Below are 23,918 nucleotides of genomic sequence, written 5' to 3' on the forward strand. Positions count from 1 at the left end.
GTCCCATCATGCCCTTTTTCGTTTTAGGGATCCTTTGCACGAATCGATCGACAAGCAGTTTGTGTGGATCGGGATGGTATACAAGGCGAAAACCGCAGCGATAGCCGTAGCTATCGCGAGGATTTTCAACGCCGTAGACCGCCCGAGTCCGCGCAAGCATGCGTCGATCTGATTTGTGCAGAGGGTCCCTAGGCTACATTGGACGCCATGACCACACCCCAAGCCCCTTTCGCACAGGACGTGATCCGCTTCTGGTTCGACGAATCGACACCCCAGCAGTGGTTCGCCAAGGACAGCGCCTTCGATCAGGCGATCTCGACGCGCTTCGGCCAGACGCTCGCGCAGGCCGCGCGTGGCGAACTCTGGCGCTGGCGCGGCGACGCGCTCGGCCGGCTCGCCGAAATCATCGTGCTCGACCAGTTCTCGCGCAACGTCTGGCGCGACACGCCCAAGGCCTTCGCCCAGGACGGCATGGCGCTCGTGCTCACGCAGGAGATCATCGCGCTCGGACTGGACAAGAACCTCTCGCAGGCACAGCGCGCCTTCGCCTACATGCCGCTGATGCACAGCGAGTCGCTCGTCGTGCAGGACGAATCGATCCGCCAGTTCACCGCGCTCGGCAATCCCGTGAACCTCGACTTCGCTCACCGCCACCGCGACATCGTCGAGCGCTTTGGCCGTTACCCGCATCGCAACGCCATCCTCGGGCGCGAATGCAACGCCGAAGAAACCGCATTCCTGCAGACACCGGGCAGCTCGTTCTGATTGAACCCGATTCATGCACCATGAAAAAACGCCCGGGGCGCAAGCCACCGGGCGTTTTTTCATGGATTCCCTTGGGAGGAAAAATCAGGGCTGTTCGGCGTCGCGGATCGACTCGCGGTTGTTCTTGTCGCGGGCACGCCCCTGATCGGCTTCCAGACCACGCAGCAGCTTGTCGAGCGCCGCCGCCAGCGCATCGGCCACCTTGGGGGCTTCGGCATTCGCGGCCACCGGTTGGCGGCCCGCCGGACGGGCTTCGATCACGCAGCGCTTGTCGGGCGAACCCGCCTTGGCCGGAGCATCGGAATCGGAGAAGAACACTTCCACACGCGTGACGCTTTCCTTGAATCGAGCGAGACGGGAGGAGACTTCTTGCTGCACCCATTGAGCCAGGGTTTCTCCACCTTGGATCTTGTCGTTGGTATGAACTTGCACTTGCATCAACATCTCCTGTATCGAAAAACAATCCATCAATATCAATAAATAGATGGATGACTGCATCTTGCCAGCATGGACAGGATAGCGCTTGATGGGAATCAAATTGCAGCCGGATCACCGCTCGCTTTCCCTACCGACAGACTTTGTCAAACCCCGCCTACAGTGCGCGGGTGCAGCGCAAACACGCACGTCACATGCCGGATTCCAGCCGTGCTACAAAGACAGCGGGGACTCGCTCCAGCCCATTCGAGGAAAGACCAGCCCACATGACCAGCTCCGCCAATCGCCTGAAAATCGGACTCTCCGCCTGCTTCTCGCACGCCGATCCCTACCGCCCGCTGTTCACCAACAAGACGCTGCAATACGTGGAGCAGACCATTGCGCACTGGATCATGTCGGCTGGCGCGATGGTGGTGATGGTGCCCTGCCCCACGGGCGAGACGGCGCTCGGCGACGTGACCTTCGCCGACTACGCCGACTGGCTGGACGGCGTGGTGATGCACGGCGGCGCCGACGTCTGGCCCGGCAGCTACGGCGAGGAACCCCTCAAGGACGCGTGGCTCGGCGACCGGGTGCGCGACCTCTACGATCTTGCGGTGGTCGAAGCCTTCGAGCAGGCCGGCAAGCCGATCTTCGGCGTGTGCCGTGGCCTGCAGCTCATCAACGTGGCCTTCGGCGGCACGCTGTATCAGGACATCGAGACCCAGCACCCCGGCGCGATGCAGCATCGCGACCCCGTCACCTACGACCAGCATTTCCACGACGTCGAGATCGTGCCCAACACCCGGCTCTCGCGCATGTACCCCGGCAAGCACCAGGTGAAGGTCAACAGCATCCACCACCAGGGCATCAAGCAGCTCGCGCCGGGCTTCGACATCGAGGCCTGGAGCTACCCCGACGCCGTGCCCGAAGCGATCCGTCGCCATCCGACGCACGGCCACAGCTACATCGCGGCCACGCAATGGCATCCCGAATTCCGTGCGCACGACGACAGCATCCTCGACGCACGCCCGATCCTCGACGACTTCCTGATCGCCTGCCACCGCGCCAAGGTCCAGCCAATGCCGGGGCACAGCCCCTTCCAGATCCGCGACCGCGCGGCCCGTCTGCTCAAGCGCGCGCTGCTCAGGCAGCGCTGAAAATGTCACGCCCGCCGCTGCCCACGCCTCCGTCAGGGCACGGGCGAAGAACGTCGAGCAGCGCCGCCCCGCCGCGAAAGCGGGAACGGCGCAAAGCGACTCAGGGGCCGATGCTTCTTCTCAGCGCCTGCCCGCGATCTCAGTGATGGTGGCCGTGGCCGCCGTGCACATGCTTGTGCGCGATTTCTTCCGGTGTCGCCGCACGCACTTCCGTCACCTTGGCGGAGAACTTGAGCGCCTTGCCGGCCAGCGGGTGGTTGCCGTCCAGATGCACTTCCGCACCCTTGATCTTCGCCACGTTGAAAACCGTCATGCGACCGTCGCTGCCGGGACCCTGCAACTGGCCGCCGACCTTCACTCCGGGCGGAAACTCGCTCTTGGGAATCACGCGCACCAGACTCTCGTCGCGCTCGCCGAAGGCGTCAGCCACGGCCAGATCGACGGCAGCGGCAAAGCCCGCCGCCAGGCCTTCCAGAGCCGCCTCGACCTTGGGGAAAATGTTGTCGTAGCCGCCATGCAGATACGCCACGTCACCCGAATCCAGCATCTTGCCGGTGACGGGATCGGTGATCTTGTAGTTCAGCGTGACCGCTGTGTCTTTGGTGATGTTCATGAACGCAATTCTACGTTCGGGCATCAGTCCAGTTTCACCCCGGTCGTCTTGACCACTTTGCGCCACTTTTCGACATCGGCCTGAATCTCCTGCGCGAAGACCTCGGGCTTGTTGGCCACCGGCTCCGCACCCAGATCGTGCAGCTGCTTGGCCACCTCGGGCGACTTCACCGCTTCAGCGATGGTGGTCTGTATCTTGTTGAGCACCTCCTTGGGCGTTCCGGCCGGTGCCAGCAGCCCGAACCAGCCCGAGACCTCGTAGCCCGGAACACCGCTTTCGGCCACCGTGGGAATGTCGGGCGCGCCGGGCCAGCGCTTGGCAGTGGTCACCGCCAGAGGCCGCACCTTGCCGCTTTTCACGAAACCGATGGTCGACGGCAGGTTGTCGAAGCCGATCTGCACCTGCCCTCCAATCAAGTCCGTGAGCATCGGAGCTGCGCCCTTGTAGGGCACATGCGTCATGTCGATGCCGGCCATCATCTTGAGCAGTTCCGCGCTCATGTGCGGCGAGCCGCCGGCGCTGGTCGAGCCGAAGTTGATCTTTCCCGGCTGCGCCTTGGCGAGCGCAACCAATTCACCGAGGGTCTTCACCGGCACGGTCGGATTGGCGACGATGATGTTGGGCGTGTTCGCGACCACGGTGATCGGGGCGAAGTCCTTCACCGCGTCATATGGCAGATTCTTCTGCAATGCCGAGTTGATGCCGTGCGAGCTGGCCGTGGCCATCACCAGCGTGTAGCCATCGGGGGCCGCCTGCGCCACGGCCAACGAGCCGATCGCCCCGCTGGCTCCGGCCTTGTTCTCGACGATGAACGACTGCTTGAGCCGCTCGGTCAACTGGTTTGCCGCAATGCGCGCAATGATGTCCGTGGTGCCGCCCGCCGGATACGGCACGATGATGCGCACCGGCTTGGCGGGATACGCAGCGGCCTGCGCCAATGCGGCCAACGGGCCCGCCGCCAGGCACAGGACTACGGCGCGGCTCAGCAGCTGTCGTTTGTTCATCTTCAACGTCATGGCTTGTCTCCTTCTATCCGTTTTGTTCGCTCTTGCTGGATGTGGCGGCACTCACGCTGGCTGGCGGATTCGCAGCAGCGGGACCAGCGCCTCGGGCACCTCGATCTCGAAACCGAGAATCGCCGCCGACAGCGCCTTGCCATAGTTGTCGAGCGCCAGGCTGCGCGACACCCCGCCGCCCAGCGCTCCGTGCGCGACGAAGTTCAGCGCGTGGATGTTCTCGACCTCGTAGCGCAGCACCTCGCCCTTGATCGCCTCGCGGTGAAAGGCCTTGAAGCGCGCGGCGGTGAGCTGCTCCCTGAGCAGCGGATAGAGCGCAGGCTCATAGGCGAACACCGCGATGTTCGATGTGTTTCCCTTGTCGCCGGAGCGCGTATGCGCGACGCGCTCCAGCCGGACGGTCTGAGTGGTGGTCATGGATGTGCTCTCCGGTTCAGCTCGTGTAGTAGTTGATCAGCGGACTCACCGCTTCGCGCGCCACCAGCGATGACCACACGCCGATCACCTCGCGTGTGCGGTCCTGGTGCGGCACGCGCTTGCCGGTATGTCCCACGCCCGAAACGGCCATGCCGTCGACCTCGCGGCCCACCTTGAGCGCTTCCTCGCGCGTCGTCGTGCGTGCTGCCACGCGCACCGCCACCTCGTAGGGTTCGGGCGCATCCTTCGGCGTCGCCGCCCCATGGATCGCGTTGATGCCCAGAAAATCCACCCGCATGTCTTCGGCCTTGAGGTTCACGATCTTGAAGCGCTCCTCCAGAATCCGCTTGGCGAGCTGGGCGCGGCGCAAGGCGCCGGGGCCGGCATAGAAGAACATGTCCTCGCCGATGAAGCCCTCGGTGCAGCCCATGGAAACCTTGAGCGTCGGCGTGCGCGGCTTGCCGGTGAGGCCCGTGACGCGCACGCGGTCGCGGTCGATCTGCTCGAGCCGCGCTTGGGTGAAGTCGACCACCGCATCGGGCGTGATGTAGTTCGCCGGATCGTGCACCTCGTAGAGCATCTGCTCCTTCACCGTCTGCAGCGTGATCGCGCCGCCCGAGCCCGCGACCTTGGCGATGACGACGCTGCCGTCGGCTTCGACCTCGGCGATCGGGAACGCAAAATTCCACGGCTCGGGCACGTCCTTGAAGCCGGGGTCGGAGAAATAGCCGCCGGTGATCTGCGCGCCGCACTCCATCAGATGGCCGATGCCGCTGCCAGCGCCGATCTTGGCGTGATCTAACGCGTCCCAGCCGAATTCATACATCATCGGCGCCAGGAACAGCGAGGGATCGGCCACGCGCCCCGTCACCACGATCTGCGCGCCCGCCTTGAGCGCATCGACGATGGGTTCCGCGCCCATATAGGCCTCGGCCGAGATCAGCGTGTCCTTGAGCGTCTCTGTGGAATCGCCGTTCTCCAGAATCGTCGGCGCCAGCGACAGCACGCGCTCGGTGATCAGGCTGCCGCTCACCGCCGCCACCTTCACGCCGGAAAGCCCCGCTTCGCGCAGCAATTGCACGATGCGCTCGGCTGCGCCCTGCGGGTTGATCCAGCCCTGGTTCGAAATGATGCGGGTGCCGCGCTTCATGCACGCGGGCAGCACGGCACGCATGCGGTCGTCCAGATAGGTGTCGTAGCCGGGGAATGTCGGATCGCGCCGTGCCCGCACCTGCGCCGCCGACACGGTGGCCTCGGCCATGGTCTCGAAGCACAGGTAATCCAGATCGCCGCGCTCGGCGTTCAGTCCGGCGGGCTCGACCCGGTCGCCCCACCATGCGGCCCCCGAGCCGATGCGCAGGGTTTTCGTGCGCTGGCCAGGCCGCTGTTCTGCGTTGTCTTCACTCATGCGTGTTTGTCTCCGGTCGTGGTGAATGCCTGCGGTCCATTCTGAGGAGATGCCCGCGCCCCGGCAATCCGCTGGCGAGACAAGGCCCTGTGAATTCATTTCACAGGTAAGCTATCCGCAGATTCTCGACAACACGAGAACGCAGGAGACCAGACCCATGGACAAATACGCGGAACTCACGGTGTTTCTTGCCGTGGTCGAACAAGGCAGTTTTTCAGCGGCGGGACGCAAGCTGGAACTCTCGCCGTCTGCGATCAGCAAGCTGATCGCGCGGCTCGAGGCGCGTTTGTCGGCACGGCTGTTCGAGCGCATCGGGGGCAGCATCCGCCTTACGCTCGAAGGGGAGCGATTCCGCGCCGCGGGCGAGCAGGTGGTGCAGGCGATGACGGCGGCGGAAGACGCCATCCACGTGACGGATGCCGACATCTCGGGCGTCGTGCGCATCCACACCGCGCTGACGACCGCCAAATATCTGATTGCGCCTCGTCTGCCGCTGCTGCTGGACAAGCATCCGCGACTGCGCCTCGATTTCGTGCTCGGCACCGAGCGCGCGGACTTCGTCAAGCAAGGCCTTGACGTCGCCATCCACAGCGGCAGGCCGACCGAGCTCACACTGGTCGGTCGACCGCTCATGCTGCGGCCCTGGGTGATCGCCGCGGCGCCGGAATATCTGCAGCGCTTCGGCTCGCCCACCCGGCCCGAGGACTTGCTGCAGCACCGCTGCCTGAACTTCAGCATCCGCACCCAATGGAACCGCTGGACATTCCACGACGCCAACGGCCTCAAGACCATCGACATTCCCGACCATATCGGCTCCAACCAGGGCGAGCTGCTGCGCACCTTCGCGCTGCTGGGTCTCGGCGTGGTGCGGCTGGCGCATTTCAACATCGCGGCCGACCTGGCGGCGGGCAAGCTGGTCGCGCTGCTGACCGGGTTTCAGGAGCGCACCGAGGAGGATCGCTTCTACCTGCTCTACCCCCACGGTCGTTTGCTCGCGCCGCGCGTGCGGGCGGTGGTGGATTTTCTATGGGAGCAGTTTTCCGTCGACGAGGTCTGAGACCCGATCCTCACGACTGCAGCGGCTGAATCAGCTCGGTGCGCCACCGACGAGCGTCCGAGCCGCGTTCGGGGCCGGTCACGTAGCATTCCCAGAGGTCCGTGGTGATGCAGAGGCCCTGGGTCTCTATCCATTGCTTGAACTGTCCCCAGGACTTCGGCAGGTCTTCGTAGCGACCGCAGTGCACGGTGCGCGCGACGCGCATGGATGGCCATTCGCCCGCACGCATGCGGCCGGCGGCTTCGACGGGACGGCTGACCGGCACGCCGATCTCGAAATCGAATCGGTCGGTGGGTCGGCGCAGGTGATGGGTGTAGAGCGCGGCGATGGGCCGTGCGCCTTGCGCGGCGACGGTGTCCAGCAGTTCGCGCACGCCCCGGCCCATGACATGCTGGATTTCCTCGCGCGTGCAGCGTACGTGGATGATGGCGGTCGCACTGCGACGCACAAGATCGGTGATCTGTGGTGGCTCAATCATGGCATGCTCCTCAGAGCTCTTGCGGGCCCGCGCCGCTCGCGACCCCGCGTCACACGCAGCCGTTCCCGCATTGAGTCAAACAGGCACCCTCATGTTAGTGCGCGGACACCGCCTGCACCATAGGACAACTGCCCGTCGCCGAGGCTTTCCGAGCGGCGGGAAAAAACCAAAAGCCGCAGGAAGCGCTTGCGTTCCAGAATCAGCGCGAGCGGCTGCCGATCCACCAGCCCAGCGCGAGCCCGACGGTACCCAGCACGATGGCGGCCGTCGCGGCTTCCGCGCGCGCGGAGCGGATGCCGCCGTCGATGACGGCGTCCGCGCTCGGCTCGTAGAGATTGCCGTCGCTCAGCGGCGCAGGCTGGCCGTGTTCAAGATTGCGTTCGCCAAACCAGCGCCGCGCGCGACCGAACAGCGTGGGCGAAACGGCATGGGCGACGCGGCTGGGCAGCGCCGCCGCACCCAGCCAGGTCACCGGCTTGGGATGGGCCGAATACGCCAGCGCGACGATGGCCTGCCCCACGCGGCGCGGGTCGAGCATCGGCATGACCGAACGCAGGCGGTGGCCGGTGTAGTTCGCGCCGTTGGCGAGGCCGGGCGTGTCCACGCGCGTGGGCGCCACGTCGCAGACGTGCACGTTGGGCAGATCAGCCACCTCGGCGCGCAGGCTCTCGGAGAGTCCGCGCACGCCGAACTTGCTGGCGCTGTAGGCGGCCTCGAACGGCGTGCCGACCCAACCGCCCATGGAATTGAGATTGACCAGCAGGCCGCGTTCGGTCTCGCGGAAATGCTGCATCGCTACATGTGCGCCGTGCATGTGGCCGAGCAGATTCGATTCGATCACCCGACGGTTGGCCTCCAGCGGCACGCCGTCAAACCGACCCACGGCACCGACGCCAGCGGCATTCACCCACACGTCGATGCGCCCGAAATGGCTCACCGCGCGGTTCGCGAGCTTCTGCACGGCCTCGGCGTCGGTCACGTCGGTGGGAATGCCCAGCGCGGATCCGCCCGCCGCGAGGCATTCGGTGACGACATGGGAGAGCGTGTCCGCACTGCGCGCCGCCAGCGCGAGCTTGGCGCCGCGCTTGGCGAACTCCACGGCGGTGGCGTGACCGATGCCGCTCGACGCGCCGACGATCACCACGACCAATGGACGCTGCTGCTGCTTTTCCTTCTGCGCGGCGGAAGACGAGGACGATTTGCGCGACGCATCGTCGCGGCGTGCCTGTGTGCTCATGGAATCTGATTCCCTTCTTCTGGCTTGGCCACCTTATTTGTAACACCACCGCCCGAGCCGCCGCGTAGGACAGCGACACCAGCGCGCAGAGGCTTCACCGCGTTCTTCAAGGCACCGCCTTGTTCTGCAGCGTCACCACCAGCCCCTTGGGCGTGACGGTGAACTTGCCGGGCTCCAGCCCCAGCCCGTTGACCAGGGCGAGATCCTTGTCGGTGAGCTGGTGCAGCACCACCTCCTGCAGCGAGCGCTGCGCCAGCGTGCTGCCGTACTGCTGCAGCATCTGCTCGGCCTGCGCGCCGAGCCCCTGCATGCGCAGGCCGTTGAGCTGCAGATCGGTGGCGCGCAGGCTGCGGTCGGACGCCTCGTAGCGCAGCGAGAAGTCCACATCGAGCGCCCCCTGATAGCTGCGCGCCTGCATCAGCGGCCCGCTGGCCACCACCGCGATCACCGTGTTGAGCCGATTGCGCTCGGGGCGCAGATGGATCTGCGGGTCGCTGAGCGCCAGACTCATCAATCCCCCAAAGCTGTAGTTGCGCGGAAACTTCTGCCCCACCGCCTCCTGGATCTGCCCTGCCGACACCGTATAGCTCGGCTGCGCCATCGCCCCCGGCGAAGAAGCGCACCCCGCCAGCAGCAGCCCCCACGACACCGCTGCGCCCAACAGCACCCTGCGCTGCGACAAGTGGTGCGAGTGAGGCGCGCTGGACGCGAGCGGCGAGTGAATTCCAAAGTTCATGATCCGTTCCAACCAAAACCCAAGCGGGCATTGTCACGCGGTCAGAAGCGGGGCAAAAGAAAAGGTTCCACACGGTTGGAACAAGGCGTGTCAAAAGAGACCACGATGGGAAGCGCACGGCGGCGCAACGACGAACCCGCCGCTCCCCAGCGATGGCGTCCAACCAACCGACCCCAAAATAAAAAAGGCTGCCGAACCCAATGCCCGGCAGCCCAATTCCGTGACCGTGACCGTGACCGTGAACTCCGGAGTCAATTCCGGTTGGCGGTATCCGTCGTGGCCTTCACGCCGAGCATTGCATCGCGCAGCTTCCAGTCCGCGGGCGCAGCACCCAGCCAGATCCCCGCGAGCGCCTGATAGAACTGCACTTCGGGAATCGCATCGCTCGTGGGCACGCCGCGCACCGACACCACGGTGCCCTTGCCCGGCACCCAGTCCAGCGTGACCGAATCGCCCGCTTCCAGCTTCTTGTAGTCGTTGAACAGCGCCGACATGCGCAGCAGCGCGGGCATCATGCGCGCCGAACTGCTCTTGTCGATGTTTTCCTGGATTCCGCGGATGAACATGCCCCCGAGTTCGTTGGCGTTCACCTCGCGCAGCATCACCAGGTGGATGCGCTTGGCTTCATTGCCGCCAGCCATATCGCCGTATTGCTGGATCGGCTTCTCGGTGTAGAGCGCAGCGCGATACACCTGAAACACCGCCTTGTAGCGAGTGCCCGCGCCATTGAGCTGCACCGAGCGACCGCCGACCATCACCTTCTCGGCGAACGGCGCGTTGACCGCCATCTGCGGGGCCGTCGCTGCCTGCCTCGCTTCCGCAGGCGCCGCACCAGCCGCCGACTCAGTGCGTGCCGCGGCGGAAAGGCTCACGGCGGCAAGCATGCCACCGGCAATCAACGAACCAGCGATGTGACGTACCAGCTTCGACATAGACACCACCTACAAAAAAATAGAACTTGGATAGGTAGATGCTATGTTTCTCGCGAGCTATCGCATATCCAATGCGAAATTTGTTCACAATTTGATTCAAACACCAAAAAAGATAGCGGACTTTGCCGTCAATACGTCACTTGTAGCTGGTTGCAACAATTGAATCCGGCAACAAATCGAAACACCGAAATTCAGGGGTTTACCCGCGCATTGATAGCTGCAACCAATGGCACGGTATTTTTACAGGGGCGTCAAAGAGTTTCATCCATCAAAACTTCAGAAAAAGTTTTTGACCACCGCATCAACTCTTCCTACAGTCTGCAGCAATACCAGTTTCATTCATAGAAACAACCATGGCCGCATCCGATCGCAATCCGCCTCGCACCAAGTCCATCGTGACAAGAAGCTCCGGCAGCAGTGTGTCGTCGGTCGAGCGCGCGATGCGCGTGCTGCGGGTCATGTCAGAGGGCGGAAACGCCAGGCTCACCGACATCGCCACGGCGGCTGATCTGGACAAGGCCACCGCCCTGCGGCTTCTCGAGATGATGGTGCGCGACGGCTTCGTGATGCGCGACGCCACGACAAAACAGTTCACGCTCGGGCCCGAACTCATGGTGCTGGGCGCTGCCGCCCTGCGGCGGTTTGATCCGCGCCCCATCGTTCGTCCCAGCCTCATGCGGCTGCTCGGCCAGTTCGAGGACAGCGCCGTGCTCTCGCTGCCCAGCGGCATCGAATCGCTGTGCATCGACGTCGAAGAAGGCACCTACCCGATCCGCGCCAACTATCTGCGCGTGGGCAGCCGCAGGCCGCTCGGCGTGGGCGCAGGCAGCCTCGCGCTGCTGGCCTGGCTGCCCGACGCGGAACGCGAGGCGGCCATCGACATCCTGCTAGGCCAGCTGCAGCGCTATCCGCGCATCACCGCAGAGCTGCTGCGCGAGCGCATCGCCGAGGCACGCACCAAAGGTTATTGCGTGCTGCTCGACGTGGTGGTCGAGCGCATGGGCGGCATCGGCGTGCCGATTCTCGATCCGCAAGGCCGCCCGATTGCGGCGATCAGCATCGCGGCGCTCAACGATCGCATCCTGTCGCGCGAGGCCGCCATGGGCCAGTCGCTGATGCACGAGGCCATGCAATGCCAGGTGCGCTGGACCGAGGCCACGCGGCCCGTCGGGCGCACCGCCCACCGCGTCGGCACCAGCACCAGTACCAGCAAGTAGTCCCCACCAAAGACAAGACCCAAGGAGATACCACCCATGCCCTCATCACCGCAGGCCTTTCTGCGCGGCGCAGGCGGCACGGCGTTCGGCCGACACGAAGGCCGCAGCGCGCTCGACCTCATGGCCGAGGCCGCCAACGGCGCGCTTCAGAGTGCACAGATCGAGCACGCTCAGATCGACGGCGTGCTCTGCGGCTACGCGACGACGCTGCCGCACCTGATGCTCTCCACGTTGTTCTGCGAGCGCTTTGCACTGCGGCCCAGTTACGCGCACAGCATGCAGCTCGGCGGCGCCACCGGTGCGGCCATGCTGATGGCGGCGCGCGAGCTGGTGCGCTCCGGGCGCTGCCGCAACGTGCTGGTCGTGGCGGGCGAAAACCGCCTGAGCGGCCAGTCGCGCGACAGCTCGATCCAGACGCTCGCGCAGGTCGGCGACGCCGACTACGAAGTGCCCAACGGCGCATCGGTGCCCGCCTACTACGCGCTCATGGCGTCGGAATACATGCACCGCACGGGCGTGACCTCGGCCGATCTCGCGGAGTTCGCCGTGCTCATGCGCGACAACGCGATCGGCCATCCCGACGCGCATCTGCGCACGCCCATCAGCGTGAAGGACGTGCTCGCGAGCAAGGCCATCGCCTCGCCGCTGTCGCTCATGGACTGCTGCCCGATCTCCGACGGAGCGATGGCGCTGGTGGTGTCCGCCGACCCACACCCGCAGGCCGCCATCGCGATGCGCGGCGCGGGCCAGGCGCATCGCCATCAGCACCTCACCGCGATGGAGGACGTGATGCGCTGCGGCGCGTCGGACGCCGCGTCGCTCGCGCTGGATGAAGCGGGCATGGAGATCGCCGATTTCGACTATCTCGGCATCTACGACTCGTTCACCATCACGCTGGTCATGCTGCTCGAAGAGCTGGGCTTCGCCCCGCGCGCCGGTGCCGCCGCACGGCTGCGCCATGGCGACTTCGCACGCGATGGCACCCTGCCGCTCAACACCCACGGCGGACTGCTGTCCTACGGTCACTGCGGCGTCGCGGGCGGCATGGCGCATGTCGTCGAGGCCTGGCGTCAGATGAGCGGGCAGGCCGGTGAACGCCAGCTGCAGCGCACGCCCTCGCGCGCCTTCATCCATGCCGACGGCGGCGTGATGTCCTCGCACGTGAGCCTTGTTCTGACACGGGAAGGATGACCGCCATGCCCCATACACCCGCCCCCTCGCTCGCCACCCATTTCACCGAAGGCCTGCAGGCCCATGTCGTGCGCTTTCAGCGCTGCGACGCCTGCGGCCACGCGCAGACGCTGGCGCGCTATGCCTGCCAGCGCTGCGGTGCGCAGCGGCTCGCCTGGCATGACGCGAGCGGCCTTGCCACGGTGCGCGCGCGCACCGTGGTCTCGCGCGCCCCGTCCGACGAGTTCCGCGCGCTCGCGCCCTACACGCTGGTGATCGTCGAGCTCGACGAAGGCCCGCGTCTCATGGGCCATGCCCAAGCCGACGTGCAGATCGGCCAACGGGTGCAAGCCGGATATTTTGAACACCAAGGACGCACGCTGCTGCGTTTCGACACGCAGAAATAACCATCCCGAAAAAGGCGGGCACAAAGGACCCGCCACCGCCACTTTCATTCACCCACTCGACAAGACCTGATGAAGGAGACAAGCATGACAAAGCCCACCCACACCACACGCAGCCAGACCATCCACCTGGCCTGCGCCGCACTCTGCTGCATGGCCGCGCCCTTTGCCGCGACCGCCGCCACGGACTACCCGAACAAGCCCATCAAGCTCGTCGTTCCCTACCCGCCGGGCGGCCCGACCGACATCGTCGCGCGCGTGGTTGCGCAGAAGCTGCAGGAGCAGATGGGCCAGTCAGTCATCATCGACAACAAGCCCGGCGCGGGCGCCAATCTCGGCGCCGAACAGGTCGCCCGCAGCGCGCCCGACGGCTACACGCTGATGGTGGCGACCACGGCGCACGCGATCAATCCGTCGCTGTTCTCCAAGCTCAACTACTCGATGACCAAGGACCTTGCGCCGGTCTCGCAACTCACCAGCGGGCCGCTGGTGATCGTCGCCACGCCGAGCCTGCCCGCCAACAACGTCAAGGAGCTGATCGCGCTCGCCAAGGCCAAGAACGGCGGCCTGAATTTCGCGTCCTCGGGCAACGGCCAGTCGACGCATCTGTCCGCCGAACTCTTCAGCGCCATGGCGGGCACGAAGATGAACCACATCCCCTACAAGGGCAGCGCGCCCGCGCTCACCGACGTGATGAGCGGACAGGCCGATCTGATGTTCGACACCATGCTGTCGTCCATGCCTTTCGTGAAGGGCGGCAAGCTCAAGGCGATTGCCGTCACCAGCAGCCAGCGCTCGCCCATCGCCCCCGACATTCCGACGGTCGCGGAAGCGGGTTTGCCCGGCTATGAGGCGATCGCGTGGAACGGCATCCAGGCCCCCGCAGGCACGCCCAAGGAGATCATCGACAAGCTGAACGCCGAGCTCAAGAAGGCGCTCGAAAATCCGGACGTCAAGCAGCGCTTCGAAGCGCAGGGCTTCTCGTCCGCATGGAACACGCCCGCCCACTACGGCCAGTTCATCCAGTCCGAAGTGGACAAGTGGGCCAAGGTGGTCAAGGCCTCCGGCGCCAAGGTGGACTGATGCCAACTGGAAAACACGACATGGACCTGCTCGAATCGGCGCTCAACCCACGCTCGGTCGCCGTCATCGGCGCATCGGAAAACATCCACAAGATCGGTGGCCGCCCCATCCTCTACATGCAGCGTCATGGGTACAAGGGCAAGATCTATCCCATCAATCCCAGCCGCGATGAAATCCAGGGCCACAAGTCCTACGCATCGCTCTCGGCGCTGCCCGAGGTGCCCGATCTCGCGTTGATCGTCGTGGGCGGCGACAAGACGGTCGCGGCCGTCGAGGAGTGCGCGGAGCGCGGCGTGAAATCGGCGGTGATCATCGCCTCCGGTTTCGGCGAGACGGGCGCGGCGGGCAAGGAGCTCGAGCAGCACATGCTCGCCAAGGCCCGCGCGAGCGGCATGCGGCTCTACGGACCCAACACGCAGGGCCTCGCCAACTTCGGCACCGGCGCGATCGCGGGCTTCTCCACCATGTTCATCGAGGTGCCTCCGCAGGACGGCCCGGTCGCCATCGTCAGCCAGAGCGGCGGCATGAGTTCGATGATTTACGGACTGCTGCGCGGCCACGGCATCGGCGTGCGCCATGTTCACGCCACCGGCAACGAAGCCGACGTGACGGTCGGCGAGATGGCCCTGGCCGTCGCGCACGACCCCGACGTGAAGCTGCTGCTGCTCTATCTGGAGAGCATCAGCAAGCCGGAAATCCTCGCGCAGGCGGCGGAGTACGCACGTTCGCGCGACCTGCCCATCGTCGCGGTGAAGGCCGGGCGCACGGCGGGCGGTCAGCGCGCGGCGTCGTCGCACACCGGCTCGCTCGCCAACGAAGACCGCACCGTCGATGCCTTCTTCAGGCAGCACGGCATCTGGCGCGTGCGCGATCCGCACGAGCAGGCACGCGCGGCACAGGCTTACCTCAAGGGTTGGCGTCCCGAGGGCAAGCGCCTCGTGGTCATCAGCAACTCCGGCGCGAGCTGCGTGATGGGCGCCGACGCGGCCGACGACGAAAAGCTGCCGATGGCCGAGCTGGCCCAACGCACGCAGGACGCGCTCGCCGCCAAGCTCCCCGGCTTCGCGACCACGCAGAACCCCATCGACATCACCGCCGCGCTGCTCTCCAACAGCGGCCTGTTCGGCGACGTGCTGCCCGAGGTGGCCAAGGACCCTGCGGCCGATCTCTTCTTCATCAACATTCCGGTGGCGGGCGCGGGCTATGACGTGGAGCGCTTCGCGCGCGATGCCGCAGCGTTTGAAAAGGCGGCCGGCAAACCCGTCGCGGTGGCGGCCTGGCAGGAGAGCGTGGCCTCGGCGTTTCGCGCGCACGGCATCGCCACCTTTCCGAACGAGGGCGACGCCATCGGCGTGCTCGCGCAGGTCGCCAATCACACGGCACTCATGCGCCGCCCGCGCGTGGCCGCTCCCGCCGCCCTCACCGTCGAGCTGCCTCCCGGCAACGACCAGTTCCTGAACGAGGCCCAGAGCCTGGCGCTGCTCGGCCAGCACGGAGTGCCGGTCGTTCCCATGCACTTGTGCCAGAGCGCCGACGAGGCACGCCGCGCCTACGAGCGCATCCGAGAAGGCGGCCACCGCGTGGTGATGAAGGCCTGCTCGCGCGACATTCCGCACAAGTCCGAACATGGGCTCGTCGCGCTGGATGTGGCCTCCGCCGATGCGGCGAGCGCGCTGTTCGAGCAGTTCTGGAACAAGATGGACGCGCTGAAAGCGGCGCGCGACGGCGTGATCGTGGCCGCCATGCACAGGGGCCGCCACGAGTTCATGGTGGGCGCGCATGTCGATCCGGTCTTCGGCCCGGTCGTGGTCGTGGGAGATGGCGGCAAGTACACGGAAGCGCTCAACGACTGCGTGGTGCTGATGCCCCCCTTCAGCGCGGCAGAAGTCCAGGCGGCGCTGCGCACGCTGCGCATCGCGCCCCTGTTCGACGGCGTGCGCGGCGAACCGCCGATGGACATTGCCGCGCTCTCTGAGCTGGCCGTGGCCGTCGGCCAGTTTGCGATGTCGGCGAAAGACCGGATCGCCTCGCTCGATCTGAACCCGGTGCTCGTGGGCTCCGTCGGCGAGGGCGCCATGGTCGTCGACGCGCTGGTGGAACGCAGCTGATTTCCTCCAGCCGCAAAGCCCTGCCCTGGACCGCCGCCCCGGCAGTCCAGGGCATTTTTCTTGCGCCATTCGCTCGGGGACTCGCAATCCGGCTGCAAGCAAGCGCCGTTGTCGCAACACTTCAACAGAAAGTGTCGCTGCCACGGCAATTTTGATGCATTTCACAAAAAAATTGCGCCGCGGATCACCGCGCGCAATAAAGAAACTCAATTTAATGAGATTCCCCTTGCAATAGCACCGCTCGACGAATTGATTGATATCAAGACCGGGGAAAAGTAGGTATTCTCAAATGACGTCGATATTTACCAAATAGTAAAAATCACATCACCACCGCCAGATGCAGCAACTCACCCAATCGATGACACATATACACAATTGATTTTGATCATCCATTGAATAATGAGATGGATCGAATTAATTTAATAATTTTCGAGAGTATTGCCAGTAATAAATTTGCAGTTTGATTTCTAATTATTTCCAAGCACCACTTGTGAGGAAATATGCGAAACAATTTCTCATTGAAATCAACCGCGCTCTTTTGCGCACTGGCGACGTTCCATTCCTTTGCCTGGGCCGATCTGATCGTTCCCGCCAATGGGCTCAATACCCTCAATCCCGGTTTTGTTTCCTTGGCCTGCACGGATCTCACCGTCAGCGGCCAGCTCAATCTGAGCACCGGCTCACTGGTGCTCATCAAGAATTCGCTCATCAATGCGGGCGGCACCATCAACGGCGACTCCGGACTGCTGGAGGTGAATGGCAACTGGGCCAATGCCGGGACTTTCAACGCAGGTGCAAGCACCGTGCGTTTCACCCGGGCCTGCGGGGTGGATACCGTCCATGTGACCGGAATCACCCATTTCGCGAATCTCACCATCGACTCGCGGGACGGCACGCTGCACATCAACCTGCCGCCCTACACCAACCAGACCGTCAGCGGCGCGCTGGTCTTCGGCGGCAACCCGAAGAACATCCGCGTCGAAGGCGGTCCCTGCTCCGGCATCCAGTTGCTGGGCGAGGCCACCTCGAGCGGCCAGGATGCGAACGTCCAACTCGCCCCGGGCGTCTGGATCGGCAAGACCCCGCCCATGGGCTGCCCGGGAGGGCCACCGCCTGCGCCAGCCGAGTCGGCTCCGGTTCCAGCGACCAGCGGCACGGTGCTGACCTTGCTGGCCGTGCTGCTCGCGACGCTGGGCGCTGGCGCGCTGGGGCGGCGCAAGAGACCGCCCCGCCCCTGAGTGCGTCAACACGCTCCGGGCGGTTCGACACGCTCCCCGATCGCTTCACTTTTCAAAAACACATCCGATCTCCAGAGGAAGGGAAAACTCCATGACCTGCGCACATCGCTTTGCACGCACTCGTCTTTGTTCCACTCTCACGCTCATGGCGGGCGCAGGTCTCATGACCGCCGCCCCGCTCGTCTGGGCCGACGCCGTGATTATTCGCCCGCCATCGACGGGGCGCGTCGTCGTGGAAGACAGCGGCGGCGGGAACCTCTATCTGCGCATTGATGACTCCAGCGCCAACAACGTGTTCGTCCCGACTGTGCCTGTTTCGGACCTGCAGCAAGCGCTCACATGCTTTCATGCAAACGGCCAATTGGGCCCCTGCAAAGCCAGTGCGGGCGCTGGCCCCGACGGGTCGACACCGCTCGTTGGCGCTGGGGGCCCCGCTGGGGCGACGGGTGCCACGGGTCCGACCGGAGCCACAGGGGCAACAGGCTCTTCAGGAGCCGGCTCAACGGGTGCGGCCGGACCAACCGGCCCCGCTGGAGCCACGGGAGCTACTGGTGCCGCGGGCATCACGGGAGCAGCCGGTCCCGCAGGCCCGACAGGTGCGAATGGTTCCGCAGGAACTCCCGGCGCCCCTGGCGCAATGGGCCCCATCGGCCCGCAAGGACCACAGGGGCCTCAAGGACCGACGGGGCCGCAAGGTAGCCAAGGCGCTCAGGGCAACGCCGGCCCCGCAGGCGCAGTCGGATCAACGGGTGCCACCGGAGCGACCGGTGCGACCGGATCAGGCTCCACCCTGACCTCCTTCATGTCCGCCGAGAACACGCAGGGCGGCACCATCTCGCTGTCCGCCAACGGGGAGCGCATCGCGCTGGCCGATCAGCAGGTCATCGGCAGCGGCTTCAATCCCAACGGCAGCAGCCAGCTCTTCAATGTCGGCGCGGCCGGCACCTATCTGGTCAGCTACAACGTCCGCACGACGGCGGCCGTGGCCAACGGCGCATGCGTCTCGAAGAACAACAGCAGCGGTTCCAATTGCATCGCTGCTTTGCAGCAGTCGTCCGCAGCGGCGGCCCAGCTGTTCACGGGGCAGGCCATCGTCGTCCTGCCCGCCAACACGCAACTCAACCTACGGCTCATGGGTTCCGGTTCGGTCACATTGCAAGGGGGAGGTGGAGGAGGAGCAGGTGCCTCGCTGACAGCCGTGCGACTTCAATAAGAAAGGCACTGCATACAAGATTGCGGCAAAGACCGCAGCACATATGGTGGTGTCAGGAACACAGGACTCGCGCCAAGGCAACGAACCAGGTGCCATCCCGCACCGCGCCCCGCCATATTTCCGCGCTCGCATCCGTCTCGGTCATTGGAACTGGACGATGCGGGCGCGATGTTTCTTGATTTGAGCCCGCTCCGCATAGACCCAAAAATTCCGAGACTGATTTTCAACGTTGACAACCATTGAGAGCCATTTGGAAGAATGAGATCAAAACAATCGCGATTTTCCAGTTGAAAAATGCCATTTATCGCAATGAGTGGACAAAAAGTGTCGCCAGCATCCGTCACCATATTCAATTGCCGCACGAAAAACGGACCTCGACGCACACGGCATATAGAGAAATTCAATGAATAGTTGCCACAGACATTCGCCTGCCCCTGAAATTCATTGTGATATTCAAACCACCTGGTGGTAGCCATCGCTAAAGGTGAATCTTTAGAGTCAATTGTTTTCCCCAATGCAATATTCGGGAAGATAGAGCATTTACAGGACACTCCCTCGCTTCATCGCACCAGAAACTTCGTGAGAAATTTTCTGATCCATTCCTTTCAGTTAATTTATTTCATAAAAATCGTGAGTGCTTGGTTTGCAGGCTTGATTTCTAATTATTTCCACGCCATCCCAGCGAGGTCTTATGCGGATCAACCTTCAACTGAACCCCACGGTACTTTTTCTTGGACTTGCGGTCGCACATGGAACGGCCTGGGCGGACCTCATCGTCCCCGCCGGCGGGGACAACACGCTCACCACCGGCTATGAGTCACTCGCCTGTACGCAGCTCTCGGTCAGCGGCACGCTGAGTCTGGGCTCCGGCTCGCTCGTGCTCGTACGGAACGCCGCGATCAATGCGGGGGGCGTCGTCAACGGCGGCTCCGGGCTGCTTGAGGTCAACGCAGGCTGGAGCAACTCGGGCACCTACAACGCGGGCACCAGCACCTTGCGCTTCGCCAACGCCTGCGGTGTCGGCTCCATCCAGATCAGCGGCAGCACGAATTTCGGCAACCTCACCATCGACTCGGGCACCGGCACGCTGCACATCGTCCTGCCGCCCAACACCGTCCAGACCGTGAGCGGCAATCTCGCCTTCACCGGCACGGGAACGGCCAAGGACATCTACATCGACGGCGGGCCCTGCTCGGGCATCCAGCTCGCGGCCGGCGCGTCGGTGGCCGGACAGGATGCCAACGTGCATCTGGCCCCCGGCGTGTGGGTCGGCAGTACGCCACCCGCCGGCTGCCCCGGCGCGCCAGGCAACAACGGCGGCAGCTCCGGCGTCGCCCCTGTCCCCGCCACCGGCGGCCCCGCGCTCGCCCTGCTCTCCGCCCTGCTGGCGGCGTTCGGTGGCGGTGCGCTGCTGCGCCGTCACATGCGATCACGCCGTGCCCGGGGCGATTGATTCTTTGCTGTCCGTTTTCGTTTCCAACACATCGAATTTCACCAGAAGGGGTTGTTGTATGACCTGCTCACATCGCTTGGCCCGTACCCGTCTTTTCACCGCACTCAGCCTCGGGCTGGGCACGCTGGGCGCCGCGCCCGCCATCGTCCACGCCGACGACGTCATCCTGCGTCCGCCAGCCTCGGGCCGCGTGGTGGTGCAGGACAGCGGCGGCAGCCATCTGTACTTGCGCGTCGACGATGCCACCACGAACAATGTGTTCGTTCCGACGGTGCCGGGCTCCACGGCTCAGCAGGTACTGACCTGCCTCAGCACCGACGGCCAGTTGGGACCGTGCCTGAGCGGTGCGGGTGCAGGGCCCGATGGCTTGACTCCGCTGACAGGAGCAGGCGGTGCGGTCGGAGCGACTGGAGCCACGGGAGCCACTGGAGCGACCGGACCTACCGGCCCGTCCGGGGCAACGGGCGCTACTGGAGCCACGGGGGATGCAGGAACGGGGGCCACTGGAGCGACAGGACCTACGGGCCCCATCGGTGCCACAGGAGCCTCCGGAACGGGAGCCACGGGTGCGACCGGATCAACGGGTGCCACTGGACCCACCGGCCCGACCGGCGCTGCAGGCACCAATGGAGTTGACGGTGCAGCAGGCGCACAGGGCATACCGGGATTGAACGGCACTGCAGGGGTAACTGGTGCAGCCGGTGCCACAGGAGCGGATGGAGCCGCAGGGCCTGCGGGGGCGACTGGCGCCACTGGTGCGACAGGCGCTACGGGAGCCACTGGAACAGTTTTCACCGAGGTATTCGCGTCTGCGACCAATACCATTGGCTCGCTCATCACATTGGTTCTGGGCGACTCGAAAGTCCCGCTGCCGACGCAGAATTTATCCGGAGTCACGTCATCCGCAAACACCGATTTCACCGTTCCTCAGAACGGCTCCTATCTCATTACCTACTCCATCAACGTCACTGCAGCACTGCTCATGAGTGCTTGCGTCTACATCGACGGCACCTGCAACGCGACACTGAACTTCACTTCGGCACTTTCACTGAGCAGCTTTTCGGGACAGTCCATCCTGAATCTGACAGCAGGTCAAGTGGTCGATTTGAGACTCTATGGCCTGGCGGGTGCAGCCACCTTGCAAGGTGGTGCAGGAGCACGCATGAGCATCGTCCGGTTGAAATAAAACCGCGATGAGCATCGCAGCGTGCTTCCCCCATCGTCGCTTCTCGTGCCAGCCTACAGTTGGTAGAACTGCCGATTGCCCTCGATGCGCGCACGCTCGGATTCGGGAAAGCTCTGCCGTGAGAGCAGCTCTTTCACGGCGGCCTTGCCCGGATCCTTGTGCGGCGTGTAAAACGCGTTGACCGCCAGCTCATCCAGCGCCCGCCAGCGATACACCGACGCATCCACGAACAGGATGTCCGTCGGCATCTCCATCTGCGAGGCCTGCAGTGCAAACAGCGCGCCGAGCGCGTGTTCACCGCGCTCGCGGCAGAAACGGGCCAGTTCGCACAGCGGCTCCGCCCGCTGCGGGCGGGCGGCGTAGGTCGCCAGATAGGCTTCGCGCACCACCTCGGCGGCCGCGCCCGTGCGCTCCAGCAGCTTGGCCACCTGGAACTGCGCAAACCAACGCTCCTCTTCCCAGCCGCCCATGCCCGCGCGCTGGCGGTAGCGCTCGAGGCTCTGCGGCAGGCGCTGGGCATCGCGATAACTCTGCGCGAGATAGAACACATTGCGCGTGTTGCCCGGGTCGGTCTTGAGCGCGTCTTCGAGCAACGCGATGTCCTTGAGATAGGTCGTCGGGTCCTTGGCCCGCGCGCCATCATGAGACACGAAGATCACCGGACCGGGCAGCTGCGCCCAGGGCTGCACGTTCGGCGCGGTGAGGTATTCATGCAGCACGCCTTCCCAGCGCCAGTCGCGGCGCGTGGCGACCAGCGCGTTGCGCTGGTACTCCGTGCCCGCCATGTGGCAGGTCAGGAAATAGCCGTCGGCCGTGAACTGCGGCCACGCGAATCGCTCGGGCATCTGCAGCTGTTCGTCGGCGTCGATGAAGAGCAGATAGTCCGCACCGCCGCGCGCGAGCTGCAGCGCCTCGTTGCGGTTGTGCGCGAAGTTCTTCCATGGGCGCTCGTGCAGCTCGCCGGGCACGCCCGCCATGAAGTCGCGGATCACCTGCTGCGTGCCGTCGCTCGAGCCGGTGTCCACGATCACCCAGCGATCGATCCAAGGCCGGACGCTGGCGAGGCAGCGCTCGATCACGTGCGCCTCGTTCTTGACGATCATGTTCAGGCAGATGGTGGACTTGGAACTGGCGGGCATGGGTCAGTCAAAGAGTGGTTGGACAACGGTCGGAACCGGCAAATTCTAGGGGGTGAGCCCGTGCCCGGGTTGGCTTTTTCCGAATGGAACACGCCCCGCGCCCGCCGCGAGTGTCAGCTTTGTCTCACAGACAAGCCGGGGCCGGCGGACTACGGTGATTGAGCGCTGACTTCACAGCGCAGGTACAGGCAAACGAATTTCCAGAACATCCCCACACGAAGAGGAATTCCACGATGACCAACTCCAAATCTTCCAAGAAGGAAAAACTGCAGCTCGACCCCAAGCGCCTCAACGCCGCGAAGCGCAGCCTCGACAAAGGCGCCGTGCTGCCCGATGTCAGCCCCTACCGCGAAGACATCATCCGGCTGCTCAACGACTCGCTCGCGACCGAGCTGGTCTGCATCCTGCGCTACAAGCGCCACCATTTCACGGCCACCGGGCTGGAGTCACCGGCCATCGCGGGCGAGTTTCTCGTGCATGCCAACGAGGAGCAGGCGCATGCCGACCGCATCGCCGCGCGCATCGTGCAGCTGGGCGGCGAGCCCGACTTCAATCCCGATTCGCTCACCAAGCGCAGCCATGCGGACTACAACGAGCAGCTGGACCTGCACGCGATGATCCGCTCCAACCTCATCGCCGAGCGCGTGGCCATCGAGGCGTACACGCAGATGGTCGCGCTGATCGGCGACAAGGACCACACGACGCGGCGCCTGATCGAGCAGATCCTCGAGCAGGAGCAGGAGCATGCGGACGAGCTCTCCGACTGGATGAAGCGGGCCGGCTGATCCGGTCGCACCGCGCGCTGAACCCACGGGAGCCTGCGGCTGTGCGAACATCGGGCGCAATTTCAACTGAAGCCGAAGGCAACCATGAAGAGTTCAAAGAACGTCGTCATCGCGGCGGTGACCGCGGTGGTGCTCGCCATCGCGGTGCTGCTCTACGCATCGCCCTACATCGCCATGCACTCCATCAAGAAGGCGATGGACGCGCAGGATGCCGACGCGCTCGCCCAGTACGTCGACTTTCCCGTGCTGCGCGAGAACCTCAAGGGAAAAATGATGAGCACCATCGCCAACCGCCTGCCCCAAAGCGAGGACCCGTCCAATCCGCTCGGCGGTATCGGCCAGGCGCTGGGCAGCATCGTCGTGGGCGCTGCGGTGGACAACCTCGTCTCGCCCGCAGGCGTCATGATGCTGATGCAGACCGGCCAGTTCGGCCCCAAGGTCTCGCAGTCCAAGCCCGCACAGAACGACGGCGCGGCCAGCGAACAGGCCAAGGGAAACGATGAACGCAGCTTCTCGCTGACGTATCAGGGCTTCAGCAAGGTGCGCGTGTTCCGCAAGAGCCAGCCGGGCAGTGCCTTCATCTTCCGCCGTGACGGGCTCATGGGCTGGAAGCTCGTGAACGTGGACACCTGAGAGCGCAGCGGCGGCGCTGCAAACGATTGCCCTCCGATGACAGGACTGCCTCTCGG

General features: G+C 64.6%; 24 protein-coding genes. 14 read left to right on the top strand and 10 right to left on the bottom strand.

Translation table 11 applies throughout. The annotated features are described in order from the left end of the window. The first annotated feature begins 207 nt into the window (after positions 1-207). Positions 208-765, top strand: a complete 558-nt coding sequence (locus ISG32_RS11175) for a DUF924 family protein (RefSeq protein ID WP_194771101.1) — start codon at positions 208-210, stop codon at positions 763-765. Between the two features lie 84 nt (positions 766-849). Here ISG32_RS11175 and ISG32_RS11180 read toward each other — a convergent pair whose 3' ends face one another. After that, positions 850-1,203: an HPF/RaiA family ribosome-associated protein gene (locus tag ISG32_RS11180; protein WP_194771102.1), complete on the bottom strand. Its 354-nt coding sequence runs from the start codon at positions 1,201-1,203 to the stop codon at positions 850-852. A gap of 263 nt (positions 1,204-1,466) precedes the next feature. On the opposite strand from ISG32_RS11180, the gene ISG32_RS11185 reads away from it, so the two are divergent. After that, positions 1,467-2,339 (top strand): gamma-glutamyl-gamma-aminobutyrate hydrolase family protein, encoded by an 873-nt coding sequence (locus tag ISG32_RS11185; protein WP_194771103.1) that lies wholly within the window; start codon positions 1,467-1,469, stop codon positions 2,337-2,339. 139 nt (positions 2,340-2,478) lie between these two features. Here the strand turns inward: ISG32_RS11185 and ISG32_RS11190 are convergent, their stop codons facing one another. From ISG32_RS11190 to ISG32_RS11205, 4 genes are read right to left on the bottom strand one after another with little or no spacing between them, the layout of a single operon-like run. Continuing rightward, positions 2,479-2,952 (bottom strand): FKBP-type peptidyl-prolyl cis-trans isomerase, encoded by a 474-nt coding sequence (locus ISG32_RS11190; RefSeq protein ID WP_194771104.1) that lies wholly within the window; start codon positions 2,950-2,952, stop codon positions 2,479-2,481. A 23-nt stretch (positions 2,953-2,975) separates the two neighbouring features. Further along, positions 2,976-3,968, bottom strand: a complete 993-nt coding sequence (locus ISG32_RS11195) for a Bug family tripartite tricarboxylate transporter substrate binding protein (protein WP_194771105.1) — start codon at positions 3,966-3,968, stop codon at positions 2,976-2,978. 51 nt (positions 3,969-4,019) lie between these two features. After that, a complete protein-coding gene (locus ISG32_RS11200; protein ID WP_194771106.1) occupies positions 4,020-4,385 on the bottom strand; it encodes an AtuA-related protein in 366 nt (121 codons plus the stop codon). A 16-nt stretch (positions 4,386-4,401) separates the two neighbouring features. Continuing rightward, complete coding sequence (locus ISG32_RS11205; RefSeq protein ID WP_194771107.1) at positions 4,402-5,793, bottom strand: acyclic terpene utilization AtuA family protein; 1,392 nt, start codon at positions 5,791-5,793, stop codon at positions 4,402-4,404. Between the two features lie 157 nt (positions 5,794-5,950). On the opposite strand from ISG32_RS11205, the gene ISG32_RS11210 reads away from it, so the two are divergent. Continuing rightward, positions 5,951-6,850 carry a LysR family transcriptional regulator gene (locus tag ISG32_RS11210; protein ID WP_194771108.1) on the top strand — a complete coding sequence of 300 codons (900 nt, stop codon included), beginning with the start codon at positions 5,951-5,953 and terminating at the stop codon, positions 6,848-6,850. A 10-nt stretch (positions 6,851-6,860) separates the two neighbouring features. On the opposite strand, the gene ISG32_RS11215 is transcribed toward ISG32_RS11210, so the two are convergent. The 4 genes from ISG32_RS11215 to ISG32_RS11230 form a co-directional block, all read right to left on the bottom strand. Beyond that, positions 6,861-7,328 (bottom strand): GyrI-like domain-containing protein, encoded by a 468-nt coding sequence (locus tag ISG32_RS11215; protein ID WP_194771109.1) that lies wholly within the window; start codon positions 7,326-7,328, stop codon positions 6,861-6,863. Positions 7,329-7,527: 199 nt separating this feature from the next. Continuing rightward, positions 7,528-8,565, bottom strand: a complete 1,038-nt coding sequence (locus ISG32_RS11220; RefSeq protein WP_194771110.1) for an SDR family oxidoreductase — start codon at positions 8,563-8,565, stop codon at positions 7,528-7,530. Positions 8,566-8,671: 106 nt separating this feature from the next. Next, positions 8,672-9,301, bottom strand: coding sequence for a DUF1439 domain-containing protein (locus ISG32_RS11225; RefSeq protein WP_228529749.1), 630 nt, complete (start codon positions 9,299-9,301; stop codon positions 8,672-8,674). Positions 9,302-9,552: 251 nt separating this feature from the next. Further along, on the bottom strand, positions 9,553-10,233 hold the full coding sequence (locus ISG32_RS11230) for a chalcone isomerase family protein (protein WP_194771111.1): 681 nt from the start codon (positions 10,231-10,233) through the stop codon (positions 9,553-9,555). A gap of 353 nt (positions 10,234-10,586) precedes the next feature. Here ISG32_RS11230 and ISG32_RS11235 point away from each other — a divergent pair, with 353 nt between their 5' ends. The 9 genes from ISG32_RS11235 to ISG32_RS11275 all read left to right on the top strand — a co-directional run bounded on the left by ISG32_RS11235 (position 10,587) and on the right by ISG32_RS11275 (position 21,305). Beyond that, positions 10,587-11,450: an IclR family transcriptional regulator gene (locus ISG32_RS11235; protein ID WP_194771112.1), complete on the top strand. Its 864-nt coding sequence runs from the start codon at positions 10,587-10,589 to the stop codon at positions 11,448-11,450. 36 nt (positions 11,451-11,486) lie between these two features. Then, on the top strand, positions 11,487-12,641 hold the full coding sequence (locus ISG32_RS11240; protein ID WP_194771113.1) for a thiolase family protein: 1,155 nt from the start codon (positions 11,487-11,489) through the stop codon (positions 12,639-12,641). A gap of 5 nt (positions 12,642-12,646) precedes the next feature. Beyond that, on the top strand, positions 12,647-13,027 hold the full coding sequence (locus ISG32_RS11245) for a Zn-ribbon domain-containing OB-fold protein (RefSeq protein WP_407645050.1): 381 nt from the start codon (positions 12,647-12,649) through the stop codon (positions 13,025-13,027). Between the two features lie 84 nt (positions 13,028-13,111). Next, a complete protein-coding gene (locus ISG32_RS11250) occupies positions 13,112-14,107 on the top strand; it encodes a tripartite tricarboxylate transporter substrate binding protein (RefSeq protein WP_228529750.1) in 996 nt (331 codons plus the stop codon). Then, a complete protein-coding gene (locus ISG32_RS11255) occupies positions 14,107-16,215 on the top strand; it encodes an acetate--CoA ligase family protein (protein WP_228529751.1) in 2,109 nt (702 codons plus the stop codon). Before ISG32_RS11250 ends, ISG32_RS11255 begins: the two co-directional genes overlap by 1 nt. 500 nt (positions 16,216-16,715) lie before the next feature. After that, positions 16,716-17,453, top strand: coding sequence for a hypothetical protein (locus ISG32_RS11260; RefSeq protein WP_194771116.1), 738 nt, complete (start codon positions 16,716-16,718; stop codon positions 17,451-17,453). Positions 17,454-17,544: 91 nt separating this feature from the next. Then, positions 17,545-18,666 (top strand): BclA C-terminal domain-containing protein, encoded by a 1,122-nt coding sequence (locus ISG32_RS27755; protein ID WP_194771117.1) that lies wholly within the window; start codon positions 17,545-17,547, stop codon positions 18,664-18,666. Positions 18,667-19,357: 691 nt separating this feature from the next. Next, the gene (locus tag ISG32_RS11270; RefSeq protein WP_194771118.1) at positions 19,358-20,119 is read left to right on the top strand and encodes a hypothetical protein; all 762 of its coding nucleotides are present in this window, start codon (positions 19,358-19,360) and stop codon (positions 20,117-20,119) included. A gap of 58 nt (positions 20,120-20,177) precedes the next feature. Next, complete coding sequence (locus tag ISG32_RS11275) at positions 20,178-21,305, top strand: BclA C-terminal domain-containing protein (protein ID WP_194771119.1); 1,128 nt, start codon at positions 20,178-20,180, stop codon at positions 21,303-21,305. A 53-nt stretch (positions 21,306-21,358) separates the two neighbouring features. On the opposite strand, the gene ISG32_RS11280 is transcribed toward ISG32_RS11275, so the two are convergent. Next, positions 21,359-22,444, bottom strand: coding sequence for a glycosyltransferase (locus ISG32_RS11280; protein WP_194771120.1), 1,086 nt, complete (start codon positions 22,442-22,444; stop codon positions 21,359-21,361). 233 nt (positions 22,445-22,677) lie between these two features. On the opposite strand from ISG32_RS11280, the gene ISG32_RS11285 reads away from it, so the two are divergent. After that, on the top strand, positions 22,678-23,229 hold the full coding sequence (locus ISG32_RS11285) for a ferritin-like domain-containing protein (protein WP_194771121.1): 552 nt from the start codon (positions 22,678-22,680) through the stop codon (positions 23,227-23,229). A gap of 84 nt (positions 23,230-23,313) precedes the next feature. Then, complete coding sequence (locus tag ISG32_RS11290; protein WP_194771122.1) at positions 23,314-23,862, top strand: DUF2939 domain-containing protein; 549 nt, start codon at positions 23,314-23,316, stop codon at positions 23,860-23,862. Positions 23,863-23,918: the final 56 nt, after the last annotated feature.

Source organism: Diaphorobacter caeni (genome assembly GCF_015354245.1).
Taxonomy (GTDB): domain Bacteria; phylum Pseudomonadota; class Gammaproteobacteria; order Burkholderiales; family Burkholderiaceae_C; genus Diaphorobacter_A; species Diaphorobacter_A caeni.

Excerpts from the sequence above, each read along its gene's own strand:
- ISG32_RS11175 (WP_194771101.1), top strand. The coding sequence starts at position 208 with ATGACCACACCCCAAGCCCCTTTCGCACAGGACGTGATCCGCTTCTGG.
- ISG32_RS11180 (WP_194771102.1), bottom strand. The coding sequence starts at position 1,203 with ATGCAAGTGCAAGTTCATACCAACGACAAGATCCAAGGTGGAGAAACC.
- ISG32_RS11185 (WP_194771103.1), top strand. The coding sequence starts at position 1,467 with ATGACCAGCTCCGCCAATCGCCTGAAAATCGGACTCTCCGCCTGCTTC.
- ISG32_RS11190 (WP_194771104.1), bottom strand. The coding sequence starts at position 2,952 with ATGAACATCACCAAAGACACAGCGGTCACGCTGAACTACAAGATCACC.
- ISG32_RS11195 (WP_194771105.1), bottom strand. The coding sequence starts at position 3,968 with ATGACGTTGAAGATGAACAAACGACAGCTGCTGAGCCGCGCCGTAGTC.
- ISG32_RS11200 (WP_194771106.1), bottom strand. The coding sequence starts at position 4,385 with ATGACCACCACTCAGACCGTCCGGCTGGAGCGCGTCGCGCATACGCGC.
- ISG32_RS11205 (WP_194771107.1), bottom strand. The coding sequence starts at position 5,793 with ATGAGTGAAGACAACGCAGAACAGCGGCCTGGCCAGCGCACGAAAACC.
- ISG32_RS11210 (WP_194771108.1), top strand. The coding sequence starts at position 5,951 with ATGGACAAATACGCGGAACTCACGGTGTTTCTTGCCGTGGTCGAACAA.
- ISG32_RS11215 (WP_194771109.1), bottom strand. The coding sequence starts at position 7,328 with ATGATTGAGCCACCACAGATCACCGATCTTGTGCGTCGCAGTGCGACC.
- ISG32_RS11220 (WP_194771110.1), bottom strand. The coding sequence starts at position 8,565 with ATGAGCACACAGGCACGCCGCGACGATGCGTCGCGCAAATCGTCCTCG.
- ISG32_RS11225 (WP_228529749.1), bottom strand. The coding sequence starts at position 9,301 with ATGAACTTTGGAATTCACTCGCCGCTCGCGTCCAGCGCGCCTCACTCG.
- ISG32_RS11230 (WP_194771111.1), bottom strand. The coding sequence starts at position 10,233 with ATGTCGAAGCTGGTACGTCACATCGCTGGTTCGTTGATTGCCGGTGGC.
- ISG32_RS11235 (WP_194771112.1), top strand. The coding sequence starts at position 10,587 with ATGGCCGCATCCGATCGCAATCCGCCTCGCACCAAGTCCATCGTGACA.
- ISG32_RS11240 (WP_194771113.1), top strand. The coding sequence starts at position 11,487 with ATGCCCTCATCACCGCAGGCCTTTCTGCGCGGCGCAGGCGGCACGGCG.
- ISG32_RS11245 (WP_407645050.1), top strand. The coding sequence starts at position 12,647 with ATGCCCCATACACCCGCCCCCTCGCTCGCCACCCATTTCACCGAAGGC.
- ISG32_RS11250 (WP_228529750.1), top strand. The coding sequence starts at position 13,112 with ATGACAAAGCCCACCCACACCACACGCAGCCAGACCATCCACCTGGCC.
- ISG32_RS11255 (WP_228529751.1), top strand. The coding sequence starts at position 14,107 with ATGCCAACTGGAAAACACGACATGGACCTGCTCGAATCGGCGCTCAAC.
- ISG32_RS11260 (WP_194771116.1), top strand. The coding sequence starts at position 16,716 with ATGCGAAACAATTTCTCATTGAAATCAACCGCGCTCTTTTGCGCACTG.
- ISG32_RS27755 (WP_194771117.1), top strand. The coding sequence starts at position 17,545 with ATGACCTGCGCACATCGCTTTGCACGCACTCGTCTTTGTTCCACTCTC.
- ISG32_RS11270 (WP_194771118.1), top strand. The coding sequence starts at position 19,358 with ATGCGGATCAACCTTCAACTGAACCCCACGGTACTTTTTCTTGGACTT.
- ISG32_RS11275 (WP_194771119.1), top strand. The coding sequence starts at position 20,178 with ATGACCTGCTCACATCGCTTGGCCCGTACCCGTCTTTTCACCGCACTC.
- ISG32_RS11280 (WP_194771120.1), bottom strand. The coding sequence starts at position 22,444 with ATGCCCGCCAGTTCCAAGTCCACCATCTGCCTGAACATGATCGTCAAG.
- ISG32_RS11285 (WP_194771121.1), top strand. The coding sequence starts at position 22,678 with ATGACCAACTCCAAATCTTCCAAGAAGGAAAAACTGCAGCTCGACCCC.
- ISG32_RS11290 (WP_194771122.1), top strand. The coding sequence starts at position 23,314 with ATGAAGAGTTCAAAGAACGTCGTCATCGCGGCGGTGACCGCGGTGGTG.